Source organism: Nocardioides marmoriginsengisoli (genome assembly GCF_003725695.1).
Taxonomy (GTDB): Bacteria; Actinomycetota; Actinomycetes; order Propionibacteriales; family Nocardioidaceae; genus Marmoricola; species Marmoricola marmoriginsengisoli.
On record NZ_RJSE01000009.1, the window covers coordinates 239,267 to 259,432 of the forward strand.

Sequence of the window (20,166 nt, forward strand, 5' to 3'; positions counted from 1 at the left end):
TCAGACCGGCGGGGTTCCCAGGGTCGCACAGGTTCCGCTGGAGAATCGCGACAGGCTGTCGTTGAGGATCTGCCCGAACATGCCGGCGTCAGGGTTGTTGTTGTAGAAGTTGGCCAACGGGTCCCCGGTGAGCCCGGGCATCAGGAACGCGCCCTTGGCCGAGCCGAGGGTGAAGTCGTTGCCGCTCCCCCCGCTCCCCACCAGGTTGCCGGTGGCGGCGAAGCAGAGCGAACCGCCGTCGCAGACGGACTGGCCGGCGCCACCGGTGCAGCCGGTTCCGGCCTGCACCCGCAGACCCGAGAAGACGGTCGGCGGGGTGTAGTCGTGGATCCGGTTGTTGGTCACCGTGAGATCGACGTCGGGTTCGCCGATGCTGGTCAGGAGCGACATGCCGCCCTGCCCGTAGCCGCTGATGTCGTTGCCGGAGATCTGGCCGATCGTCCGGGTGCCGCCCATGAAGCTCACCTCGATGCCGGAGACGTCGACCCCGCTCACGGTGTTGTTCCGCAGCCAGAGGTTGTTCACCGGCGAGCTGGTCTGGCTGTTGGAGTACGTGATCCCGAAATTGTTGCCGCCCGCGGTCAGGGCGACAACGTTGTTCTCGATCACGTAGTCGTGCGCGCCGTCGTCGAAGGTGTCGACATCGATCCCGGTGTACACCTCGCCGGTGATCTTCGAGTTGCGCAGCGCGAACCGGGTCGCGTTCGTGACCTTGATGCCGTTGCCGTTCATCAGCAGCCCGTCGAGCACCACCGGGCCGGTGGAGCCGGTGACCCGCACCAGTGCGTTGGTGAGGGTGCCGCCTGATCCGGAGGTCCCCGTCCCGGTGACCTTGAAGGCCCCGGTCCCGGTCTTCCCGACGTAGATGCCGTCGGAGGTGGTCCCGGAGACCGAGATGCTCCTGAACTGGATCCCGCCGGGACCGATCGGTGCAGCGACGTACGCCGCTGTACTCCCGACGACGTTGAGCACGTTGCTGGTGCCGGTGACCTCGACCAGGCCGGCGGTCCCCGTAGCGAAGAAGCCGCCGTTGGAGTTGATGGCCCCGCTCAGCCGGACCGTGCCGGCGGTGTGGTTGGCGACCTGAGCCGAGAAGCCGGCGACGTTGCCGATCGCGCCGCCGTAGCTGACGTCGCCGCTGCCGTCGGAGACGATGAAGGCCGCGGTCGTCGACCCGGTCAGCGACCCCGACCCGATCGCGATCGCCGAGCTCGACGAGTTCGCGACCGAGATCCCGAAGTCTCCCCCGGTCGACGTCACCGAGCCGCCGGCGATGGTGATCGCGGTGGCGCCCGCGAGCTTCAGGCCGGGGCCGCTGGTGTTCACGGCGACGTTGGCGATCGTCAGCGAGCCGCCGGTGTTCTGGACGTCGATGCCGGCGGTGCTGCCGGCTGCCGCCGTCACGGTGTCGATGGTCCCGGACAGGGTGCTGCCGGAGAGCTGGAGCGGACCGGCACCGGCGCTGCTGAAGCTGACCGTGCCGGTCGGCGTGAAGCTCAGGGTGCCGGCCGACGAGGCGCGCAGGGCCGGCGCCGTCGGCGAGGTGGCGTCCGCGGTGACGTTGGTGAAGGTCCAGGTGCCGGTGGTGCCGCCGAGGTCGAAGCCTCCGGTGGTGGAACTGGTGACCTGGAGGTCGGAGAAGGTGCCGCCGGCATCGCCGGCACCGCCCGCGACGGCAGCCGTCACCCCGTCGCCGGCCAGGCTGAAGCCGGCGAGCGTGTTCCCGCTGCCGAGGACGACCGAACCCTTGAGCAGTGCCGGTGAGCCGGCCGGGGCGAGCGTCGCGCCAGCGACGACGAGAGCTGCCTTCTCGCCGATCAGCTGCTGGTCGGCCAGCAGGTCGACGCCGGTGGTCAGCCCGGTGATCGTGCCGGTGCCCCGTTGCACGTAGATCACGTCGCCGGGGGCGTCGGCGGCAACGTCGGCCGCCTCGAGGGTGTTGTACGGCGAGGTCGAACGACCGTCGCCGGCGGCGCCGCTGTTGTTCACGTACCAGACCCGGTTGGCGACCGTGATGCTCACCGTCGACGGCGCCGAGAGCACGAAGGTGTCGGAGACCCGGTAGGTGAACGAGTCCGGACCGGTGTAGCCGCGGTCGGGCGTGTAGACGTAGGAGCCGTCGGTGCTCAGGGTGACGGTGCCGTGCGCCGGGGCGGTGGCGTTCACCGCGGTGAGCGCGCTGTGCGGACCGTCGGAGTCGGTGGCGTTGTCGAGCACGTTGCCGGTGGCCGACGTACGCGCGGGGACGCCTGCCGCGGCCGGCGTCTCGACGTACAGGCGGGTGTTGCCGGTGGCCGTGATCGATTCCCCGGCGTCGACCGGCGTCGCGCTCTCGGGGAGGTCGACCGGCTGGATCGCACGGTCGGCGAAGCTGCTGAGCGAGCCTGCGGCATCGGTGACCTGGAAGCGCGAGGTCCGGACCGTCGTGCTCGGCGTGATGCTGGAGTTCGTGTAGGTCACTGCGCGGAGCGCAGCCTGGTAGTTGGCCGGGGTGGTCGACCCGGTCAGGGTCAGGACGCCCGCCGCGTACGTCGCGGTGATACCGCCGGTCCGCGGCTGCCCGGGCAGCGCCAGGGTGTCCTGCGCCGAGACGAAACCGGTGGTCAGACGCACCGTCGCACCGGTGATGGTGCTGTCCACGTCGGCCACGGTGACGCCGCCGTCGACGACCGTGGCCGCCTGCTGGTTGGCCGAGGTCGTGCCGGCGGTGGTGGTGACGACGGGGGCGTCGTTGACCGGCGTCACCGTGACGGTCACCGTGCCGGTGTTGGTGGAGCTGACCGTGCCGTCGTTCGCCTTGTAGGTGAAGCCGCCCTGCCCGTTGGCGTTCGCGGTCGGGGTGAACCGGACGACGCGGTTGCCGGGCTGGAGGACCGCGGTTCCACCGACGACCGCGGCGATCGAGGTCACGGTGAGGCCGGCGTTGGCGGTCTCGGCGTCCGTGTCGTTGGCCAGCACGTCGATGTCGACGAAGGTGTCCTCCGCGGTGGTGGCGGTGTCGTTCACGGCGGAAGGTGCGTCGTTGGCCGGTGTCACCGCGACCTGCCGGGTGACCGGCGCACTGGTGCCGCCGTCCCCGTCCGCGAGGACGAACCGGACCGTCCTCGCGGTGCTCCCGGGGTTGTCGGAGATGTTGCGGTAGGTGACGTTGCGGAGCAGCGCCTGGGTGGCGGCCGGAGTGGCACTGGCATTCAGGGCGATCACCAGGGCCGTGGTGCCGCTGCCTCCGGCGAAGGTGCCGAGGGTGACGCCGGCGTAGCTGACGTTGGCGCCGGAGACGCCGATCTGGCCGGTCGCGACGCCCTGGTTGCGGATCTCCAGCCGGTCGGAGGCGATCCCGCCGGTGGGCAGCGAGGCGGTCAGGGTGCCGGTGTCGAAGTTCGCGGAGTCGACGTCGGCGACGGTGCCGGTCGCGGTGACCGGCGTTGCTGCGGCGTTTTCGGCGTAGGCCAGTGCGGTCCCCTCGACGGCGGCGATCACCGGGAGGTCCGGGACTGCGGCGATGGCGATCTGGCGGGTGACCACGGTGCTGGTTCCGCCGCCGTCTCCGTCGGTGGCGAGGATCCTGATCGTGCGGGTCAGTGTGCTCGGGCTCTCCGAGACGTTGCGGTAGCCGATGTTGCGCGCGAGAGCCTGGACGACGGCCGGGGTGGTGTTGGCGTTCAGGGAGATCGTCAGCGACGAGAGCCCGCTGGATCCGCCCGCGAAGGTGCCGATCGACGTACCGGCGTAGGAGACGACGTTGCCGGCCACCCCGATCTGTCCGGCACCGGTGCCCTGGTTGCGGATCGTCAGGCGGTCGTCGGCATGGCCATTCGCGGTGAAGCCGATCGACAGCGTTCCGGTGTCGAAGTTCGCGGAGTCGAGGTCGGTCACCGTCGTGGTCGCGGTGATCAACGTGGCGGCATCGTTCTCGGTGTAGGCGAGTGCCGCGGTCTCGAGCCCGGCGACGACCGGCACGTCGTTGACGGCCGTGACCGCGATCTGCCGGGTGACCGGGACGCTGGAGCTGCCGCTGCCGTCGCTCAGGACGAGCTGCGCGGCCCGGGCAGCCGTCGACGGGTTGTCGGAGACGTTGCGGTAGACGAGGTTGCGGATCAACGCCCGGGTCGCCGTGACGGTCGAGGTCGCGTTGAGCGTGATCGCCAGCGGGAGGGTCCCGGTGCCGCCGGTGAAGGTGCCCAGTGCCACCCCGCCGTAGGTCACGGTGGACCCGGAGACGCCGATCTGGCCGGCCGCGGTGCCCTGGTTCCGGATCTCGAGCCGGTCCTCGGCCAGGCCGCCGGCACTGAGGGAGACCGAGAGCACGCCGGTGCTGAAGCTGGCCGAGTCGGCATCGGCCAGTGTCGCGGTCGCCGTGAGGACGGATCCGGCGCCGTTCTCGGTGTAGGCCAGCGCAGTCGTCTCGACTGCGGCGACCACCGGCGCGGCCGTCGTCGGGGTGACGTTGAGGGTGCGGAGCGCCGTACCGCTGGCGCCGCCGTCGCCGTCGGTCAGCCCGGCGCGGAGCGACCGCGCGACGGTCGACGGATCCGCCGAGACGTTCTGGTAGGTGACGTTGCGGAGCAGGGCCTGGGTGATCGCCGGGGTCGCGCTCGCGTTGAGGGTGATCACGAGCGGGGTCGACCCGTTGGTGCCGCCGGCGAAGGTGCCGATCGTCGTACCGGCGTAGGAGACGTTGCTGGCCGAGACTCCGATCTGGCCGGCACCGGTGCCCTGGTTCCGGATCGCCAGCCGGTCCTCGGCCTGGCCGCCGGCAGCGAAGTCGACCGTCAGCTTGCCGGTTGCGAAGTCCGGCGAGTCGACGTCGCTGACCGTGCCGGTGGTGGTGATCGGTACGGCGCCGGCACCCTCGGTGTAGGCGAGCGCGGAGGGTTCCATGCCCAGGCTCGGGCCGTCGTTGACGGGCGTGACGGCGACCTGCTTGGTGACCGGTGCACTGGTCGCAGTGCCGTCCGTCACGGTGAACGTGAGGGTGCGGGCCAGGCTCCCCGGGTTGTTGCCGTTGTTGTAGAACGCCACCACCCGCAGCGCGGACTGGTAGACCGCGACCGATTCGCTGCCGGTCAGCGTGAGCTTCCCCGACGCCGCGTCGAAGGACGAGGTGATGTTGCCGGTGCTGACCCCGAGGATCTGGTCGCCACTCGTGGAGCCGGCGGTGAGCTGGACGGTCGCACCGACCAGGAGCGTGCTGTCGGCATCGGAGATCGTCAGACCCGGGTCGATCGCGGGTGCCAGCGGCTGCTGCTCGGTGAAGGCGGTCGCGCCGCCGCTGGTGGTCATCACCGGGGGTGCCGTCGTACCGGTGACGGTGACGCCGCGGCCAGCGCCGCCGGACCCGCCGTCACCGTCGCTCAGCGTGATCTGGAGGAAGCGGCTGCTGGTGCCGATCACGCTCGTGAGGGTGCGGAAGGTGACGTTCCGGATCAGCGCCTGGGCGATCGCCGGAGTCGCGCCGACGTTGAGGGTCACCAGCAGCGGCGTGGTCCCGGCGCCGCCGATGAACGTGCCGATCACCGTCCCGGCGTAGGTCACGTTGGCGCCGGAGACACCGATCTGGCCAGCGCCGGTGCCCTGGTTCCTGATCTCGATCCGGTCGTTCGCCGTGGTGCTCCCGGTGTTGGCCACCGCGAGCGTGCCGGTGGCGAGATCGGCGGAGTCCCCGTCGAGGACGATGGCACCCGGCGTGACGAGCAGGGCCGCTGTTCCGGGGACGTAGCCGAGCGGGGCGGTCTCCGGCACCTGGACGAACGGGGCGACGTTGCCGAGGGTCAGGTTGATCGCCCGCTGGGCCGTGTCCGCACTGATCGCGCCATCGCCGTCGTTGACCTGGAAACGCACGGTCCGGGGGCCGAAGAGCGGGACGACGGCCACGTTGCGGTAGGTGATGTTGCGCAGCAGCGCCTGGACTGCGGCCGGGGTGGCGGCGGCGCTGAAGGTCACCACCAGCGGGGTGGCGCCGGCGCCTCCGGTGAAGGTGCCGATCGTCGTCCCGGCGTAGCTGACGTTGGCACCGGAGACGCCGACCTGCCCGGGGCCGGTGCCCTGGTGTCGGATCTCCAGGCGGTCGTCGGCGTTGCCGGCGACGGCATAGCCAGCGGTGAGCGACCCGGTGTCGAAGTTCGCCGAGTCGACGTCCGCGACGGTTCCGGTCGCCGTGATCGGCGTCGCCGGGGACCCGGCCGTGTAGCTCAGCATCGTGGTCTCCACCCCCGTGACGACCGGAGGGGTGTTGAGCGGGACCACCGTGACCTGACGGGTCGCCGGCGCACTGGTGCCACCGTCGCCGTCGGTGAGCACGAACCGCACCGTGCGCACAGCCGTCGACGGGGTGCCGGAGTCGTTCGAGTAGGCGATCCGCCGGGCCAGGGCCTCGGTCACCGCCGGCGTCGCGCTGGCGTTCAGGGTGATCACCAGCGGCGTGGTATCGGATCCACCGGCGAAGGTGCCGATCGCCGTACCGCCGTAGGTGACGTTGCTCCCGGAGACACCGATCTGACCAGCACCGGTGCCCCCGTCGATGATGCCCAGGCGGTCCTCGGCGAGCCCGCCGACGGAGTAGTCGACGGTCAGCTTTCCACCGGCGAGGTCGGCCGAGTCGACGTCGACCACCGTCATCAGCAGCGATACCGGCCGGGGCGGTGCGGACTCGTCGTACGACAGCATCTCCGCGTCGTAGTTCTCGATCACCGGCGCGTCGTTCGACCGGCTGACCGCGATCGCCCGGGTCGCGGCGTTGCTGGTCCCCCCGGTGCCGTCGGTGAGCACGAACCGCGCGGTCCGAGCAGCGGTCGAGGGGTTGTCGGAGAAGTTCCGGTAGCCGATGTTCCGGAGCAGCGCCTGGACGGCGACCGGGGTCGCGCCCGCGTCGAGGGTGATCACCAGCGGCTGCCCTGCGGCGCCGTTCGAGAGCTGCCCGATGGTGCTGCTGCCGTAGTTCACGGTCTGGTTGTCGACGCCGATCTGACCGGCTCCGGAACCTTGGTTGCGAACCTCGAGCCGGTCCTCGGGCTGGCCGCCGACCGAGAAGTCGATGGTCAGGACGCCGGTGCTGAAGGAGGCGTTGTCGTCGGTGACGGTGCCGGTCGCCGTGATCGGCACCAGCCCGGCGTTCTCGGCGTACGCCAGCGTGCTGGTCTCGACGGCGGCGATCACCGGGGCGGTGTTGAACGCGGAGACCGCGACACCCCGGGTGACCGCCGTACTGGTGCCGCCGTCGCCGTCGGCGAGGAGGAACCGCACGGTGCGGGTCGACACGACCGGCGAGGCGGAGACGTTGCGGAAGGTGACGTTCCGCAGCAGCGCCTGGGTCGCCGCCGGAGTCGCGGCGGCGTTCAGGGTGACCACCAGCGGGGTGGTGCCCGTGCCGCCGGCGAACGTGCCGATCGTCGTCCCGGCGTAGCTGACGTTCGCGCCGGAGATTCCGATCTGACCCGCGCCGGTGCCCTGGTTGCGGATCTCCAGGCGGTCGTCCGCGGTGCCCGCGACGGAGAAGCTCGCCGTCAGGGTGCCGGTCGCGAAGTCCGCCGAATCGACGTCCGACACCGTGCCGGTGGCCGTCACCGGAGTCGCCGTTGCTCCCTCGGCGTAGGCCAGGGCCGAGGCCTCGATCGCCGCGATCACCGGACGGTCGTTGACCGCGGAGACGGCGATGCTGCGGGTCGCGGCGTTGCTGGTGCCGCCGTCGCCGTCGGTCAGCACGAACCGCGCGGCGCGCGCGGCGGTCGACGGGGTGTGGGAGACGTTGCGGAAAGTGACGTTCCGCAGCAGCGCCTGGGTCGCCACCGGAGTCGCGGCGGCATTCAGGGTGACCACCAGCGGCGTGGTGCCGCTACCGCCGGCGAACGTGCCGATCAGGGTGCCGGCAAAGCTGACGCTGGCGCCGGAGACCCCGATCTGACCGACGCCCGAGCCCTGGTTGCGGATCTCCAGGCGGTCGTCGACCGAGCCGCCTGCCGCGTAGTCCACCGTCAGGGTGCCGGTCGCGAAGTCGGCGGAATCCTCGTCGGACACCGTGCCGGTCGCGGTGACGGGCGTACCGGCAGCGTTCTCGGCGTAGGCGAGTGCGCCGGTCTCGACCGCGGCAATGGCCGGGGCCGTGTTCGGGTCGCAGGTCACCGTCATCGACACGGTCGCCGAGCTCGCGCCCGGGTTCACGGTGTACTCGAAGGTGTCGGGTGCGCTGCCGGGGGTGTTGCAGTAGCCGGGCGCCGGCTCGTACGTCAGCCCGGTCCGGGCACCGGCCGTCCCGCCGGTCAGGACGACCGTTCCGTGGGCAGGAGGGAGGAACGAGGAGATCGTCCTCGGGCCGCCGTCGACGTCGGTGTCGTTGGCGAGCACCGGGATGTCCACCGGGGAGACGCCCTGGCCGACGGTCGCGGTGTCGTCGACGGCCACCGGTGCGTCGTCCTCCGCGTGCAGGTCGATGTCCCGGGTAGCGGGCGCACTGGTGCCGCCGTCACCGTCGGTCACCACGAACCGTGCGGTCCGGGGGGCGACCGACGGGTCGTCGGACGGATTGCGGAAGTAGATGGCGCGGGCCAGGATCCCGAGCGCGGCCGGGGTCGCGTTCGTGTTCAGGGCGACCACCAGCGCCGTACCGCCGCTCCCTCCGGCGAACGTGCCGATCACGGTGCCGCCGTAGCCGACGTTCGCGCCGGAGACCGAGATCTGGCCGGGTCCGGTGCCCGTGGCGTGGATCTGGAGGGTGTCGTCCGCCGTCCCGCCGACGGAGAAGTCGACGGTGAACGTGCCGCCCGCGAAGTCGGCGGAGTCGGGATCGGTGAGGGTGGTCGACAGCGCCAGCGGTAGAGCCCCGCTGTTCTCGGGGTAGCCCACCGGCGCCGGATCGAGGATCGAGAGGGTCGGGGCGTCGTTGACCGAGGTCACGGTGATGCCCCGGGTGACGGCCGTGCTGGTGCCGCCGTCACCGTCGGTGAGGACGACGCGCACCGTTCGTGCCGCCCCCGACGGGTTCTCGGAGGCGTTGCGGTAGGTGATGCTCCGCAGCAGCGCCTGGGTCGCGGCGGGGGTCGCGGCGGCGTTGAGGGCGATGGTCAGGGGGAGCAGGCCGGTGCCGACGTTCGACGTGCCGATCACGGTGCCGCCGTAGCTCACGGTGGAGCCCGAGACCCCGATCTGTCCGGCTCCGGTGCCCTCGTTGCGGATCCCGAACCGGTCTTCTGCCAGTCCACCGCTGGTCATGGCGACGGTCAGGCTTCCGGTCGCGAAGTCGGCGGAGTCGGTGTCCGCCACGGTGCCAGCGGCGGTGATCGGCGTAGCGGCATCGTTCTCGGTGTAGGCCAGCGGCCCGGTCTCGATCGCGGCGACCACCGGTGCCGTGTTCGGGGTGCAGCTGACCGTCATCGACACGGTCGCGGAGCTGCCGCCGTTGACGGTGTAGGTGAAGGTGTCCGGCGCTCCGAGGGGGTCGTTGCAGTAGCCGGCGTCCGGCAGGTAGCTCAGGGTGCTGTACGCACCGAGCACGCCGTCGGAGAGCGTCACGGTGCCGTGGGCAGGATCCGAGACGGTGGCGATCGTCCGCGGTCCGGCGTCGACATCGGTGTCATTGTCGAGCACCGGGATCTCGGCCGCGACCACGACCTGGCCGACGGTCGCGGCGTCGTCGACCGCCACCGGCAGATCGTCGGCCGGGGTGACCGCGATGTTCCGGCTCTCCGGCGCGCTGGTGCCGCCGTCGCCGTCGGTGAGCACGAACTGCGCCGTCCGCGTCGTCGTGGACGGATCGTCGGAGACGTTGCGGTAGGTGATGCCGCGCAGCAGCGCCTGGATCGCGGCCGGAGTCGCGGCGGCGTTCACACTGACCACCAGGTCGGTGGTGCCACTGCCTCCGGTGAAGGTTCCGATCGTCGTACCGGCGTAGCTGACGTCCGCTCCGGAGACGCCGATCTGCCCGGCGCCGGTGCCTTCGTCACGGATCGCGAGCCGATCGTCGGCCTCCCCGCCGACCTCGAGGCCGACCGTCAGGGTGCCGCCGTCGAAGTCCGCGGAGTCCGGGTCGGCGAGAGTGCCGGCCGCCGTGACCGGAGTGGCCGGGTCGTTCTCGTCGTAGGTCAGGGCTCCGGCCTCGAAGCCGGCCAGGTCGGGGGCGTCGTTGGACGCAGTGAGCGCGAGGTTCCGGGTCGCCGGGCTGCTGGTGCCGCCGTCACCGTCGGTCAGCACGAACCGCGCCGTCCGCGTCGTCGTGGACGGGTCGTCGGAGACGTTGCGGTAGGTGACGTTGCGCAGCAGGGCCTGGATCACGAACGGAGTCGTGACCGCGTTCAGGGTGATCACCAGCGGGGCGGTACCGATGCCGCCGGAGACAGTGCCGACGACGTTGTTGGAGTAGGTGACCTCCGTTCCGGAGACGCCGATCTGGCCGGCGCCGGTGCCTTGGTTGCGGAGGTCGAGCCGGTCCGCCGAGCCGCCGCCTGCGGACAGATCGACGGTCAGGGTGCCACCGTCGAAGTTCCCCGAATCGACGTCGGCGACGGTGCCGGACGCAGTGATCGGCGCGGCCGCCCCGTTCTCGGCGTAGGCGAGAGGAGGGCCCTCGATCCCGGCGATCACCGGATCGTCGTTGACGGCGGTGACAGCGACGTCCCGGGTAGCGGGCGCACTCGTCTCGCCGTCGCCGTCGTCCAGCACGAACCGAACGGTGCGGCCGGCCTCCGACGGCGTGTCGGAGTTGTTGCGGTAGGTGATGGCACGCAGCAGCGCCTGGGTCGCCGCCGGGGTCGCATCGCCGTCCAGGACGACGTCCAGAGCCGTGGCTCCGGTGCCGCCGGTGAAGGTGCCGATCACGGTGCCGCCGTACGAGACCTCGGTGCCCGAGACCCCGATCTGTCCGGCGCCGGAGCCCTGGCTGCGGATCGCCAGCCGGTCCTCGGCCAGCCCGCCCGCGGAGAAGTCGACCGTCAGCCTGCCGCCGTCGAAGTCCGCGGAGTCCGCGTCGGTCACGGTGCCGGTAGCGGTCACCGGGGTCGGCAGGTCGTTCTCGTCGTACCCGAGGGCCGAAGTCTCGACGTCCGCGATCACCGGCGCGGTGTTCACGGCGCAGGTGACGGTGATCGACACGGTCGCGGTGCTTCCACCGCGGAGGGTGTAGGTGAACGTGTCCGCCGGGCCACCGGTCGGGTCGTTGCAGTAGCCGGCATCGGGGGCGTAGGTCAGCCCGGTGTGCGCGCCGGCCGATCCGCCTGTCAGGACTACCGTGCCGTGGCCGGGGTCGGACGCCGCCGTGATCGTCCGTGGTCCGTCGTCGACGTCGGTGTCGTTGTCGAGCACCGGGACGTCCGCAGCAGCCGAGCCCGGTCCGACCGTCGCGTCGTCGTCGACGGCCTCCGGGTCGTCGTCGACGGCCATCACGTCGACGTCGCGGGTCGCGGGCGCGCTGGTCCCGCCGTCACCGTCGGTCAGCACGAACTGCGCCGTACGGATGACCGTGGAGGGGTTCTCGGAGTCGTTCTCGTAAGTGATGCTGCGGAGCAGCGCCTGAGTCGCGGCCGGGGTCGCGGCGGCGTTCAGGGTGATCACCAGAGGGGTGCTGCCGTCTCCTCCGGCGAACGATCCGATCGTCGTGCCGGCGTAGGTCACGTTCGCCCCGGAGACGCCAATCTGTCCTCCGCCGGTGCCCTGGTCGCGGACGTCGAGACGGTCCGCGGGCCCGCCTCCCGCCGTCAGGTCCACCGTCAGGGTGCCGCCGTCGAAGTTCGCCGAATCGCCGTCGACCACCGAGCCGGACCCCGTCACCGGAAGGGCACCGTCGCCCTCGCCGTAGTCCAGCGCAGCTCCTTCGACGTCCACGACCGAGGGGGCCTCGTTGGTCACCACGACGTCGGTGACGGTGACCTGCAGCGCCCGCTCGACGGAGAGCCCGTCGAGGTCGGTCGCACGGACCCGGATCGACAGCTCGGGATCGTCGGCGTCGAGGACGGCCGCGGTGTTCAGGTACCGACCGGAGACCACGAAACGAGAGTTGTCCGTGGAGCCCGCACCGGGGACCAGGCGGAACCGGTGGCTGTCCCCGCTGTCGGGGTCGGCTGCCGTCAGGGTGCCCACCCGGGTGCCGGCAGGACGGTGCTCGGGGACGCTGGCCGGATTCAGGGACACGTTCGTCGGAGCGCGCCTGCGGTTCACCGCTTCACAGGTCGCGTCGACCGCGTCACTCAGGTCCGCGACCACCCGGTCCGTGCCGGAGCCGCAGGTCACCGCGTCGCGTTCCCCGTCGCGGGCGTAGATGACGTCGTTGCCGCTGCCGCCCGACAGCTTGTCCTTGCCGGTGCCGCCCGTGATCCGGTCGTTGCCGCTGTCGCCGGAGAGCTGGTCGTTCCCCTTGCCGCCGGAGAGCTGGTCGTTGCCGGTGCCGCCGGACATCCGGTCGTTGCCGCCACCCCCGCCGGTCAGCTGGTCGTTGCCGCTGCCACCGAAGAGCCGGTCGTTGCCGCTGCTGCCTGCGGAGACCCGGTCGTTGACACCGGTGCCCCCCGACAGCCGGTCGTTGCCGCTGTTGCCGTACAGCCAGTCGCTGCCGCTGCCACCGAGCAGGCGGTCGTTGCCGGCGCCGCCCGACAACCGGTCGTTGCCGCTGTTGCCCAGGAGCCGGTCGCCACCGCCGAAGCCGCAGATCCGGTCGGCACGGTGGGTGCCCACGAGATGGTTCGGCCGCGCGTTGCCGGTGATGGTGCACCGGGCCGCGTCGGCACTGCTCGAGCTCACGACCTGCAGCGTTGCCGCGACCAGCGCCACGACGGCGACCACCGCCGCGCGACCGAGGCTTCGCTTTCCCAACCCGTTGCTTGCCGTCATCGGTTCGCCGTTTCCGTGTGCAGGGTCGCGCCCGTGCACCGCGAGGACCGAAGGTGGGAGGGAGCCGTCTCGGACGCAACGTAGGACAACCCCGGACCGCGGAGTATCCAGAACTGGATGGTCGCGCTCAGAGCGGCGACGTAGCGTCGCGGGATGGAAGAAGCGAGTCCTGCGGTCTGCACCGTGTGCGCGCAGGTCGCGTCGGTCAACGCCCGGTTCTGCCGGCGCTGCGGTGGTCGGCTTCCCAGTACCGAGGACGAGGCCGGCTCGGGAAAGACGCCCGACCCGGAGGGTTCTGACTAGCATCGTTCCGTGGCCTCCACCCGTCCTGAGCCAGGCACGTTCGCGGCGCTGCTCTCGGCAGCGGACCGCGAGGCGCTCGCCGGACTGGGCGGCACCCGTGCCTTCGCGACCGGCGAGCGGCTGATGCACCAGGGCGAGCCCGGCGACCGGGTCGTCGTCCTGCTCGAGGGCCACGTGAAGGCGAGCCACGTCGACGTCCGGGGTCGTGAGGTGGTCCTCAGCTTCCGCGGACCCGGGGACGTTCTCGGCGAGCTCACCTTCACCCACGGCGAACCCCGGTCGGCCAGCACGACGGCGATCGAACCGGTCAGCGCGCAGGTGCTCACGTCCGCGGCGTTCCGCGGCTTCCTCGTCCAGCAGCCGACGGCAGCACTCACCCTGATCGACGTGATCAGCCGGCGGTTCCGCTACGCCAACGACGCCCGGGTCCAGTTCGGCGACCTGGACACGTCCGGCCGGCTCGCCGCCCGGTTGCTCGAGCTCGCCGACCGGTACGGCGACCCCGTCGCCGACGGGATCAGGATCCGGCTCCCGGTGACCCAGGCAGACCTCGGCAGCTGGACGGCGTCGTCGCGCGCCGGCGTCGCCGAAGCACTGCGCTCCATGCGCGAGCAGGGCTGGATCACGACCGAACGACGACGGATCACGCTGCTCGACGTCGAGGCCCTCACCCGCCGTACCGGGTGAAGTCGGAAAAGGCCCGCTGAGCCCGACTGAACACGCCTACGCTGACCGGACGGGGTAGGCGCACGGCAAGGGGACGATGACGACGAGGCACTGCGCCGAGTGCGGGCACTCGGCGTCCGGGCAGGCCCGCTTCTGCGAATGGTGCGGCGCCGTGCTGACGCCTCCGTCAACGCCGCCGCAGGTCCCCGCTCAGCGGCGTACCGGCATCGAGGGCGAGCGCAAGCAGGTCACCGTCATGTATGCCGACGTCGTCGGTTCGATGGACCTGACGCGGTCGCTGGACGCCGAGCGCTGGGGCCTCGTCCTCGACCGGTTCCTGGCGGTGTCCGCAGCGTCCGTGCAGGCGTTCGAGGGCACCGTCAACCAGTTCACCGGCGACGGGATGCTGGCGGTCTTCGGTGCACCGGTCGCCCACGAGGACCACGCCCGTCGCGCGTGCCTGGCGGTACTCGAGCTGCAGCGCCGGGTGCACGAGCTGTCGACGGAGATCCGTCAGGAGTACGGCGTCGAGCTGGCGGTCCGGTGCGGTCTGAACTCGGGCGAGGTGGTCGTCGGCGCGATCGGCGACGACGTGCACATGGACTTCGTGCCGGTCGGCAACACCACGGCGATCGGCAAGCGGATCGAGGAGCTGGCCCCGGTCGGCTCGACCGCGATGAGCGCTGCCACCGCTGCTCTGGTCAGGGGTGAGTTCGAGGTGCGCGAACTCGGCGAGTTCGACCTCAAGGGCGTGCTCGGCCGGCAGCTGGTGCTCGAGCTCGTCGGGCCGGGGACGGCCCAGAACCGGCTGGAGGCGATGGCCTCGACCCGCGGACTGGTGCCCTTCGTCGGGCGAGGAGCCGAGCGCGCGGTCCTGGGCTCGGCGTTGGACGACGCCTCAGCCGGCCGAGGAAGCGCGGTCGGGATCGTGGGCGACGCCGGCATCGGCAAGAGCCGGCTGGTGCACGAGTTCGTCGCCGCCGGCGTCGAGCGTGGGCTGGCGGTCTACTCCGCGGGCGGCGTGGCGCACGGGCGGTACGTGCCGTTCCTGCCCGTGCTCGCTCTCTACCGCAACTACTTCGGTGTAGGAGCGCACACCGACCCCGCGATCGCGCGGGCCCAGGTGCGCGCGGCGATGCTGCCGAGAGGACCGCGCTGGGCCGACGACCTACCGATGCTGTTCGAATTCCTGGGGATCGCAGAGCCGGGTCCCGTGCCCGGCGAGCAGGCGGCACTCGACCACCGGCGCCGGCTGCTGGAGGTCGCCGTACGGGCTCTGACCGCGAGCGGTCCGACGGAGGCCACCGTGATCGTCCTCGAGGACCTGCACTGGATCGACGATGCGAGCGACGCGTTCCTGACCGAGCTGGTCGAGGCGATCGCCGGCACCCGGATCCTGCTGCTCGCCACCTACCGGTCCGAGTACGACGACGCCTGGACCGGCGACGCACCGCACGCGCGGATCGCCCTCAAGCCGCTGCAACCGGCGGAGACCGAAGACCTGCTGACCGGACTGGTCGGCACCGACCCGTCCGTCGGCGAGCTCACCGACCTGATCGATGCGCGGACCCGGGGCAACCCGTTCTTCATCGAGGAGGTCGTGCAGGCGCTGGTGGAGAACGGTCAGCTCGCGGGGATGGCCGGCGACTACCGGCTGGTGGGCGAGGTCGGCGACCTGACCTTGCCGGCCACCGTCGAAGCGGTGCTGGCAGCACGGATCGACGACCTGCCGCGTCGTGAGCGGGCCCTTGTCCAGGTGCTGTCCGTCGTCGGTCAGGAGATCCCCGGCGACCTGCTGACCGAGATCGCCGACCTCCCGCCGGACGAGCTGGCTGCCGCGATGCAGACGCTCGAGCACGGCCAGTGGATCGTTCCCGGCGGCTCCCGCGCGGCGTACCTCTTCAAGCACCCGCTGACCCAGGAGGTCGCCTACCGGTCGCAGCTCTCCGAGTGGCGGCAGCGCGCGCACGGCAGGGTCGCGGCCGCGATCGAGCGCACGTCCGCCGAGGTGCTGGACGAGCGCGCCGCCTTGCTCGCCCACCACTACGAGGCTGCGGGCGACGTACGGGGCGCCGCGACCTGGCACTCCCGGGCGGCGGCATGGGCCGAGGTCGCTTCCCCGGCGGAGGGCATGCGGCACTGGCGGCGGCTCCGCGACCTGACTGCCACCCTCGTGCCGTCCGTCGAGCAGGAGGCCTTGGCGGCGAAGGCACGCCTCGGCATCCTCAGCCTGGGCTGGCGGCTCGGGCTGTCACCGGACGAGGAGGCGGCAGCCCAGCCGGACACCGGCGACGAGATCGACCGCGGCCGGGCCCGTCTCTTCCACTCGGGTTTCCTGATGCACAGCGGCAACGAGCGCGAGGGCCTCGACGGCTTCTTCGCGGCCAGTCGTGACGCCCTGGTTTCCGGCGATCCGGGACTTATCCTCACCGCGTCGAGCGGGGTCGCGTACGCGAGCTGGGTCTCGGGCGACCTTACCGAGGGGGTGGCGGCCACCGACCACGCGATCCCGCTCGTAGCCGGCGATCCGACCGTGGGATCGGGGCTGGCCTTCATCAGCCCGCTCGCTCACGCGTACAGCCAACGCGTGCTCTGCCGCGGCTACCAGGGGGACCTCGTCGGCGCCGTACGAGACTTCGACCTGGCGATCGAGCTGGCCCGCTCCCAGGGGGACGACGAGACCGTATCCGCCACGTACGCCGCGTACGCGATGGTCCAGGCGAGCTTCGGCGATCCCTCGCAGGCACTCGAGAACGCCTCGCTCGGACTGGCGATCGCCGAGGAGGCTGCAAATGCCGTGCACGTGATCGCGTGCTTGGTCCCGCTGCATCTCGCCCAGGTCGGCGCGGGTTTTCCCTCGGACGCCGCGGCCGGCGCGGGGGCCGTGCTCGCCACGGTTCGCGAGCACCGCATCGGCCTGTACTTCGAGCCGGTGCTGCTCTCGACCGTCGCGCTGGCGAGGCTTGCGCTCGGGGAGATCGAGGATGCTGTGGCGGCCGCCGAGGAGGCTGCGGCGATTGCGGACGCCCGTGGACTCGGGGCCTGTGCGTTGATCGCGCCGATCACGCTGGCTCAGGTGCTGCGGTCGGCGCCTGGTGCTGATCCGGGCCGGATCGAGGTCTTGTTGTCCTCGGCGATGCGCCAGGTCGAGGCGACCGGTGCGGATGCGTTCGAGCCGATGATCCGGCGCGAGCTCGCGGCGCTCGCCTGACTTCGCGTCTTAGTGGTGTTCCTCACACCGTGTTATCGAGGACGGTCGATCGACGTCAACAGACCTTGTGCACCCCACGACGAAATCGAGCAGACGAACCTCGCTCCTGGCGACCGCAGCCGTAGCCGCCGGAACCCTCCTGACCACACCTCCGGCGGACGCCCGTACGCCGTGGGTCTCCCTCCGCGCGCCGGCGAGCGTGACCAGCGGCCAGCCTGTGCTGGTGCGCGGAAAGGTACCCGGCCACGTCTCGAAGGTGCGGCTCGAGCGGCGGATCTCCGGCCGGTGGGTCCTGGTCAAGCGGGTCGCCGCCCGGAACGGCCGCTACCTGACCTGGGTGCGTCCGGTCAGCACCACCCGGTACCGGGCCGCGCTCCCGCGCCGATCAGCGACCTCCCGAGCCCAGGTGGTGCGAGTCGTCCGGCCGGCCACCGACACGTGCGGGGTGCGGCCGACCAAGCCGGACGGATCCCTGTGGAGCTGCACCCTTCACGACGAGTTCACCGGCACGTCCTTGGACCGTACGACGTGGGTGCCGCAGACGAACTTCGCCTCCGGTGTCCGGGCAGCCCATGCTTGCTACCGGGACGACCCGTCGGTGGTCAGCCAGTCCGGCGGCTCCCTGAACCTCAGCGTGCGCAAGGTCAGCGACCCGGTCACCTGCAGCTTCGCCGGCCTGAGCGGGCCCACCCACCTCATCGCCGGCGGCGTGATGACCTATCACCTGTTCAGCCAGCAGTACGGACGGTTCGAGGCCCGGATCAGGACCACCGCGACCACGGACCCGGGCCTGCACGAAGCGTTCTGGCTCTGGCCAGACGACCGGTTTCCCTCCACAGCGGTCTGGCCGTACGCCGGGGAGATCGACATCAGCGAGACCTACTCCTCGCACCCGAGCCTCTCGATCCCGTTCCTGCACTACGCCGCCGACGCCCGGGGAAGCGTCCCCGGAACGAACACCGCGTGGGACTGCACGGCTGCCCGTGGCGAGTGGAACACCTACACCCTGGAGTGGGGTCCGTCCCGGATCGAGATCAAGGTGAACGGCAGGACCTGCCTGGTCAACACCTCCGGCGACGCTGCGTTCCAGAAGCCGTACCTGGTCGTGCTGACCCAGCTCCTCGGAGTCGCGGGGAACGCGTACGACGGGCGGGCGCCTTTGCCGGCGACGATGAACGTGGACTACCTGAGGGTGTGGAGGTAGGGCTGTCCGGCGAACGGCCCCTACCGGACCGCCGCGCGAAAGGTGACCTTCCAAGACCGGGCGATCATTGCGACACAGGCAAGCAATGCTGCGAGATACGCCAGCGCCGTATCGGGATCCTTGTCCAGGGCCGAAACCCCCCAGGCCACCGCCAACACAAGGCTCCCGAGAGCGAACGCGAGTTCGACCGCCCGAAGTCCGAGAACTGTGCCCTTCAACCGGCGATACGACCGCTCGGAGCCATCAGGTGCTCCAGGTGGAGGCGGCGCGACCACGGCAACCAACAGGCTCCCGACCATCAGCAGCGCGGCGAGTTCGACGTTGTCACGCACCACCAACACGCCAACGACCACCAAGACTCCGAGTTGGATCCCGAACAGGCTGTAGCTCACCATGGTCCTCTTTCGAGTCGACCTCTCCTTTGTACCAAGCGTCGGCCACCTGCCGACGTGCCTGCAGCCGGAATCGGAACGAAAGAACCCCCGACGAGGATCTCGTCGGGGGTCTTACGTGATGCGAACTGGCGGTGGCGGTGGGATTTGAACCCACGGTGGGTTTGACCCCACACAACATTTCGAGTGTTGCACCTTCGGCCGCTCGGACACGCCACCGCCGGAGAGATTACCGGAGGGTGGGTCCCGGGCTGAAATCGCCCACCGGAGTGGATGCAACGTGGTTGCAACGTCGGCGCGCGCACGCTGGCCGGACCCACGACCCCTGGTGGGCTCACCGATGACGCTGTCTACTGGAACCATGACCCCGCGTGCCCTGCGTCCCGAGGTTGCCGACTCCTGGCACCTGTCCGCGGCCGCCGGCGTGTCCGCGGACAAGGTCGAGGCCCCGATCACGCTCGCCGAGGACGCCTTGCGCGACCACCGGGCCGCGCATCCGCTGGCCCAGGTCTTCCCGCTGCTCGACGACGTCCTCGGCCAGGCCGCCCGGGACTGCGACGCGGTGATGGCGGTCTCGGACGCGCACGGCCAGCTGCTCTGGGTCTGCGGGACCCCGGCGACGCTGCGCAAGGCCGAGGCGATCGGGTTCGTCGAGGGCAGCAACTGGGACGAGCGCCTCGCCGGCACCAATGCGCCCGGCTTGGCGCTCCGGCTGGACCGCCCGGCGCAGGTACGGCGGGCCGAGCACTTCCGGCACTCGGTCCAGCAGTGGTCCTGCGCCGCCACCCCGATCCACGACCCCAGCTCCACCAGCCTGCTCGGCGTCCTGGACATCACCGGGAACGACGACATCGCGGTGCCGCAGACGATGGCGATGGTGCGGGCCGCCGCCCGGATGGCCGAGGCGGAGCTCGCCCGGGAGATGCTCAGCCGGATCCAGCCGGCGCAGACCGAGCCCGGTTCGCTGTACCTGATGATCGAGTCGCTCGGCCGCAACGACTCGTTGCTGACCGTCGACGACGGCCGCGGGCACCGGCACCAGCTGCGACTCTCGCCGCGGCACAGCGAGATCCTGGTGCTGCTCGCCTCCGCCCCCCGCGGGTTGTCCGGGGACGAGCTGGCGGTGCTGGTCTACGAGGACGACGGCGCCTCCTCGACGTTGCGCGCCGAGCTCAACCGCTTGCGCAACCTGCTCGGGGACGACGTGCTGAGCTCGCGGCCGTACCGGCTGGCCGGCTCGGTCAACGCCGACTGGCTGGCGACCGAGGCGCTGCTCGCCGCGGGCGACCTGCGTTCGGCGATGCGTGCCTACCGGGGGCCGATCCTGCCGCGCTCGGTCGCGCCCGGCGTCGTACGGCTCCGCGAGCAGCTGCACATGAGCCTGCGCGAGGCGGTCCGGACCAGCGGCCAGGCCGACCTGATGTCGACCTGGACCCGGTCCAGCTGGGGCAGCGACGACTACGAGGTCTGGCAGGCGCAGCGCGACGCGGTCGGCACGACCTCGCCGATGCTGGCGCTGATCGACGGCCAGCTGGCCCGGCTCGATCGCGAGCTCGGATGAGGGTTATCCACAAATTCTG

Annotated in this window: 6 protein-coding genes and 1 tRNA gene; 4 read left to right on the forward strand and 3 right to left on the reverse strand. The window is 71.2% G+C overall.

Annotated elements, in window-relative coordinates:
- Positions 1 to 12,810, reverse strand: coding sequence for a tandem-95 repeat protein (locus EFK50_RS19805; protein WP_183407929.1), 12,810 nt, complete (start codon positions 12,808 to 12,810; stop codon positions 1 to 3).
- Between the two features lie 312 nt (positions 12,811 to 13,122).
- Between EFK50_RS19805 and EFK50_RS19810 the strand changes: the two genes are divergently transcribed.
- The 3 genes from EFK50_RS19810 (at position 13,123) to EFK50_RS19820 (ending at position 18,194) form a co-directional block, all read left to right on the forward strand.
- Positions 13,123 to 13,800 carry a Crp/Fnr family transcriptional regulator gene (locus tag EFK50_RS19810; RefSeq protein ID WP_123229316.1) on the forward strand — a complete coding sequence of 226 codons (678 nt, stop codon included), beginning with the start codon at positions 13,123 to 13,125 and terminating at the stop codon, positions 13,798 to 13,800.
- Between the two features lie 76 nt (positions 13,801 to 13,876).
- Complete coding sequence (locus tag EFK50_RS19815) at positions 13,877 to 16,990, forward strand: ATP-binding protein (protein ID WP_123229317.1); 3,114 nt, start codon at positions 13,877 to 13,879, stop codon at positions 16,988 to 16,990.
- Between the two features lie 223 nt (positions 16,991 to 17,213).
- Positions 17,214 to 18,194, forward strand: a complete 981-nt coding sequence (locus EFK50_RS19820; RefSeq protein ID WP_183407930.1) for a glycoside hydrolase family 16 protein — start codon at positions 17,214 to 17,216, stop codon at positions 18,192 to 18,194.
- Positions 18,195 to 18,214: 20 nt separating this feature from the next.
- Here EFK50_RS19820 and EFK50_RS19825 read toward each other — a convergent pair whose 3' ends face one another.
- Both EFK50_RS19825 and EFK50_RS19830 read right to left on the reverse strand, forming a co-directional pair.
- Positions 18,215 to 18,586, reverse strand: coding sequence for a hypothetical protein (locus EFK50_RS19825; protein ID WP_148046241.1), 372 nt, complete (start codon positions 18,584 to 18,586; stop codon positions 18,215 to 18,217).
- A gap of 129 nt (positions 18,587 to 18,715) precedes the next feature.
- Positions 18,716 to 18,805, reverse strand: a tRNA-Ser gene (locus EFK50_RS19830).
- A 142-nt stretch (positions 18,806 to 18,947) separates the two neighbouring features.
- On the opposite strand from EFK50_RS19830, the gene EFK50_RS19835 reads away from it, so the two are divergent.
- Positions 18,948 to 20,147, forward strand: coding sequence for a GAF domain-containing protein (locus tag EFK50_RS19835; RefSeq protein WP_123229320.1), 1,200 nt, complete (start codon positions 18,948 to 18,950; stop codon positions 20,145 to 20,147).
- Positions 20,148 to 20,166 lie beyond the last annotated feature (19 nt).

Excerpts from the sequence above, each read along its gene's own strand:
- EFK50_RS19805 (WP_183407929.1), bottom strand. The coding sequence starts at position 12,810 with ATGACGGCAAGCAACGGGTTGGGAAAGCGAAGCCTCGGTCGCGCGGCG.
- EFK50_RS19815 (WP_123229317.1), top strand. The coding sequence starts at position 13,877 with ATGACGACGAGGCACTGCGCCGAGTGCGGGCACTCGGCGTCCGGGCAG.
- EFK50_RS19835 (WP_123229320.1), top strand. The coding sequence starts at position 18,948 with ATGACCCCGCGTGCCCTGCGTCCCGAGGTTGCCGACTCCTGGCACCTG.